Genomic DNA, 3,973 nt, shown 5'->3' with positions numbered 1-3,973 from the left:
GTGTACAGGATCCCCAGGGTGCACACGGCGGCCGCCAGGTACGGGGCGAGGGCGGCCAGGGAACCGGTGGTGCGCTGCGGAGCCGGCTGCCGCCAGTCCGCAGCCGCGTACGGGGGCGCAGCCGCAGAAAGGCCGGGTACGGCGGGCCGTTGGCTCCGGCGGCCGGCCGGCGGGCGCTGCCCGGAAGCGGACCAGGGCGCATACGCCAGGAGCAGGCAGCCCGCGAACCATCCGGCGTCCACGAGCCGGCCCGCGCGGTGGGAGGTGTCGTGCAGCAGCGGCGAGAGGAACGGCGCCTGGCACACCATGGTCACAGCGAGTGCGCCGGCGGCCGTGTTGAGCGCCGTGCGGTTCACCGCCGGCCGGTAGGAGTGCAGCAAGACGATCGTGCTCGCAAGGGAGATGCCGAGCAGCGGATACGCGAAGCCCGGCACGCTGCCCCCTGCGGGCTCCGCCGCCTGGGCGCGCACCAGAGTCCAGACCGACGTGAGCAGCGAGGCGGCAATGAGCCAGAAATCCAGGACGAGGCAGGCCCAACCGGCCTTTGTCACCGGGCGCTTGGCGAGAACGAGCAACGCCGCGATGGCGAGCGGCGCGCAGGCCAGGATGAACCCGTGGACGTAGGCGTGACCGGGCACGGCGCTCTGGGGCCCGACTTCGCGCCACCCGCGGGCCAGATGCCCCAAAGCCAGCATCACCGAGGCGAGGGCGAACAGCATCCACACGCGTCGAAACTGGTCGTGGCGGCTGCGCGCGTGCAGGAAACAGGACACGGCGGCGGCGCCGGCGGCGGCGCACAGCCCGAAGGGGCCCATGACGAGAGCGAGTTGATCCGATCCCCAGCCCCGCAGGGATCCCGCGGTGTACCCCGTGCCCAGCGCCGCGAGCAGGAGGCGGGGCACCGCTCGCGCGCGGGGCGCCCGGCTGCCGGGGGTGGCCATGCCCTTACCGCTCAACGGTGCCTCCTGCTGCTCCGGGGCGCGCGATGCCGGGGCCGCTGCCCTTCGCGGCTGCCGCGGCCATGGCTTCCGCAAGAGCGAGCGGGGCCAGGTCGGCGCCTTTGGAACTGATGCGGTAGAAGCGGCGGCGGGGGCGGCCCTCGCCCTCGGCGATCTCGTCCTGTTCCCAGTACCGCTCGACCCAGCCGGCCTGGCGCAGGCGCTCGAGAATGGGGAAGAGGGTGCCGTTGGGCAGCCGGGTGCGCTTGGAGAGTTCCAGCCCGTACAACCCCTCGGCGAGCACCGCCGAACGGCGATCGCCGTTGTCGCCGCGGCCGAGGAGCGCATGCAGCACGGTTTGAGTGTGTGACGTCATCTTCACGTCCGGCATGCCGCTAGCCTACCTAGGTAGAAGCGACTTTTCTACCTAGGTAGACGAAACTCGGGCGGTGTCCCGCACCAGGCCAACTCAGCGCTCCGCTCAAACGGTTCGGCGGCCGGTTACGGCAGGGCGAGGACCTCGTCGATCGCCGCCCGGATCTCCTCGTCCTGCAAGAAGGCCCGGTAGTCCCGGTCGTGTGAGAGTCGCCGCTCGGATGCCCGCACCGTGCGCAGGGTCGCCCGTGCCGCGGGGGAGATGGCGCCGATGCCGACGAGGATGTGCAGCGCGTCGAGGAAGGTTCCGAAGGCGCCGCCGCGGTCGGCGACGGGCAGGAGGTATTCCTCCGCGACGGACGCGGTGGGCTGCGGCTCGCCGGTGATCGACCACAGTGCTGCCGCGGCGCGCAGCCGTATCCAGCCGTCGCCGTGATCCATGACCTCACGTATCCGCTCGGCGTAGGCGGCGGCAGCCGGCCCGAAATCGCCCAGCAGGTGGACGGGTCCGTTTAGGGCCTGTGTGAGGTCGTGATCATTCTCGGGTTCTGGTCCCGTGCGGGGGTGGGACCTGGTAGGACGCTGGGTGTGACACGTAGACAACTCACCGACAAGCAGTGGGAGTTCATCGAGCCGTACTTGCCGATAGGTGAGTACGGTCCGTACCCCGAGCGACTGCGGGAGCAGTTCGAGGGGATGATCTGGCGGTTTCGGTCCAGCGCCCAGTGGCGTGAGATGCCGGCCGAGTTCGGACCGTGGCCGACGGTCTACGGGCGCTTTCGTGTCTGGCGGGACGCCGGGGTCTTCTCAGCTCTTCTGGAAGGCATGATCGCCGAGGCCGCTCGCCGGGGACAGACGGACTTATCCCTGGTCAGTGTGGACTCCGCTACTGCCCGCGCCCACCACGACGCAGCCGGGATGCACCTCGGCGAGGGGGTCATGGACGCCCTTGAGGAAGCCGCCGCCGAACAGGAGCGGGCCCGGCAAAAGGGGGCGGCCCGCCGGGACAGAACGGGCAGGACGGCAGGCGCGACCCCGGGCAGGAAGAGCGACGGCGTATCAGGCGACGGCGCAGGTTCCGGCTGAACCAGGCCCTGCTCGGCAGGTCCCGTGGCGGACTGACGAGCAAGATTCATCTCGCCGCGGACCGCAGGTGCCGTCCGCTGTCCCTGGTACTGACCGCGGGACAGGCCGGCGACAGCCCGCAGTTCGTCCCCGTGTTGCAGAAGATCCGGGTCCGTCTGCCTGTGGGCCGGCCTCGGACCCGGCCCGGTGCTGTCGCCGCGGACAAGGCCTACTCGTCCCGCGCCAACCGCTCTTACCTGCGAAGACGCGGCATCAAAGCAGTCATTCCGGAGAAGAAGGACCAGGCCGCCAACCGGAAGAGGAAGGGCTGCCGGGGCGGCCGCCCCACGTGCCACGACAGTGATCTTTATAAGGAGCGGAACACGGTCGAGCGGCTCATCAACAAGCTGAAGGCCTGGCGGGGCATCGCCACTCGATACGACAAGTCGCCCCAGAGCTACCTCGCCGGCCTCCACCTCCGTGCCTCGATGATCTGGATCAACGACCTGCTGAAGGCAACTCTCTGATCACAACGTCACACAGGCCCTAGCAGCCCCTCCCCGGTCTGTACCGCCTCGCCGATGAGTCCGAGCGCCGCGTCCCGGTCGCCGCCCAGGCGCCAGGCCGCCCACGCCACCTTGTGATGATTGGCGGGGGAGTCCAGGACGGTGCAGCCTCGCACGGCGGGCTCGGCCGATCGCGCGGCTTCGCCCATCGCCACCAGCGTGTTCACGGCGTACAGCGAGTAGCGGGTGTCGTCCAGCAGAGCCACCACCTCCGGCAGCGCTGGCGCCGCGTCCGGACCCCATGTCCGCAGGACCCTCAGGAAGCAGCACGTCAGCGACCCGCCGACGCCGTCCTCCCGGAGCGCCTTGCGTATCGCAGGCAGCAGGGCATCGGCGTGCGCCCGCAGCGGGACCAGGACGTCGTCGACTTCGGGCAGGCGCGGGTCGTCGACGACGTAACTGCGGGACCACTGGCCCCGGTAGGGCGCGTACAGATGCTCGACCAGCCCCGGCAGGGCGCGTTCGTCACCGATGCGGGCCAGCGCCCAGCGGGCGTGGTCGCCGCCAGTCCCCTCAAGCAACTCGTCCTGTCCCGGGTCATGGAGGAGCGCGGCCAGCTCCTCCGCGTACCCAGCGGCCGGGGATCCCAGTACCGCCAGCAGGTGGGCCGCCCGGTAGCGCACGCCGTGGTCCGGGTCGGCGAGCAGCGCACCCGCGAGCGGCACCAGCACAGGGGCCGCGGAAGCCCGGTCCACCAACAGCCGCCACGCCTCGTCCAGGGCGGCGCGGCACAGCGCGGCGTCCCCGGTGCGGCGGGCGGCGCCGATCAGCCGGACGACGAAGGCCAGCGCCGCCTGCGGAGCGCCCTGGAACAGGTGGCCGGTCCAGGAGACGACGTCCTCGCGGGTGAAGGCATGCTCGACGTCCGGGATGTACCAGGCCGCCTCGAACTGCGGGCGCACGCCGGGGTCGGACAGGACTTCCACCAGCAGGTCCAGCTCACGCAGCGCGGCCCCGGGGTCGAACGTGGCCAGAGCGTGCACGGCAGCGACCCGCATGACCGGGCCCTCCGTCTGCAGCGCACCGCCC

At 71.2% G+C, this 3,973-nt stretch carries 2 protein-coding genes and 3 pseudogenes; 1 reads left to right on the top strand and 4 read right to left on the bottom strand.

Annotated features, from left to right (window positions below):
- The 3 genes and pseudogenes from ACQKIP_RS41990 to ACQKIP_RS41980 all read right to left on the bottom strand — a co-directional run.
- A pseudogene (locus ACQKIP_RS41990) lies at nt 1-956 on the bottom strand (phosphodiesterase); the annotation flags it as partial.
- Entirely contained in the window at nt 946-1,329 is a 384-nt protein-coding gene (locus ACQKIP_RS41985) for a PadR family transcriptional regulator (protein WP_365864456.1), read from the bottom strand. The pseudogene ACQKIP_RS41990 and the gene ACQKIP_RS41985, both read right to left, overlap by 11 nt.
- Before the next feature lie 110 nt (nt 1,330-1,439).
- Nucleotides 1,440-1,754, bottom strand: coding sequence for a hypothetical protein (locus tag ACQKIP_RS41980; protein ID WP_427745409.1), 315 nt, complete (start codon nt 1,752-1,754; stop codon nt 1,440-1,442).
- A 147-nt stretch (nt 1,755-1,901) separates the two neighbouring features.
- Here ACQKIP_RS41980 and ACQKIP_RS41975 point away from each other — a divergent pair.
- Nucleotides 1,902-2,905 (top strand): annotated as a pseudogene (locus ACQKIP_RS41975) (IS5 family transposase).
- Between the two features lie 8 nt (nt 2,906-2,913).
- On the opposite strand, the pseudogene ACQKIP_RS41970 reads toward ACQKIP_RS41975, so the two are convergent.
- Nucleotides 2,914-3,973, bottom strand: a pseudogene (locus ACQKIP_RS41970) (hypothetical protein); the annotation flags it as partial.

The sequence above is a fragment of the Streptomyces sp. NPDC059900 genome (assembly GCF_050270335.1).
Taxonomy (GTDB): domain Bacteria; phylum Actinomycetota; class Actinomycetes; order Streptomycetales; family Streptomycetaceae; genus Streptomyces.
Note: the sequence above shows the minus strand (reverse complement) of the source record. Positions and strands in the feature narration are given on the sequence as shown.